The sequence below is a fragment of the Flavobacterium bomense genome (assembly GCF_003970355.1).
This window is the reverse complement of the sequence record NZ_RYDJ01000167.1, coordinates 545-1,221: the sequence shown is the minus strand read 5'-3', so window position 1 is coordinate 1,221 and position 677 is coordinate 545. Positions and strand designations below refer to the sequence as shown.

Sequence of the window (677 nt, the reverse complement as noted above, 5' to 3'; positions counted from 1 at the left end):
CAGCAGTACGAAAGCAGCTATGTAAGCATGTCCATTATAGGTAAATCCGTTGAGCAAACCGTTGTATTGTGGGTAAATCATCAATAATAATTTCCATCCCAAAAACGTGATTAATCCCGAAACGATTAACGAACCCAAAAACGGAATAAATCCCTTTGCGATTTCATTGAGGAATAAAATTCTTTTGGCAATTCCGAAAAATAGTAAAATCAGCAAAAGCCCAAAAGCGATGATTACCATTGGTAAAACCCAACTAAACGGGTAGCTTATGAAGCTAAATGGAATCGAAAAATAGACATCATCTTCAGTGGTTTGTGTCGTATTTAAATCAGCATTCGAAAAATAATCCAACAGCGGCATCAAATATTTTCCTTGATGTGCCAAGGTTTTCTTACTCAAATGATTAACATCGTCCTGAGCCGTGTGGTAATTGTAATGTCCGTCTATAAAGGCAAAATTGTAGCCTTGAATATTGCCTTGTTCTCTAAAAATAGTTAAATCGGTGTCGTTGGGCAACATTTTATAAATGCTGTACATCAAGGAATTCGAAACCGAATATTTGGCATTGGCGGCCGAGAATTGGTTGACCAATCCAGCATTTCCAGCATTGGTTTCCATCAACATATAACTTGGTCCCGAAGAACCTCGTGCTTCAAAATTCAAGACCAAACCCACTT

At 37.8% G+C, this 677-nt stretch carries 1 protein-coding gene; it reads right to left on the bottom strand.

Annotated elements, in window-relative coordinates:
- Positions 1-677: M28 family peptidase (locus EKL98_RS18275; protein ID WP_233589476.1), on the bottom strand; the 677-nt coding region annotated here is incomplete at both ends.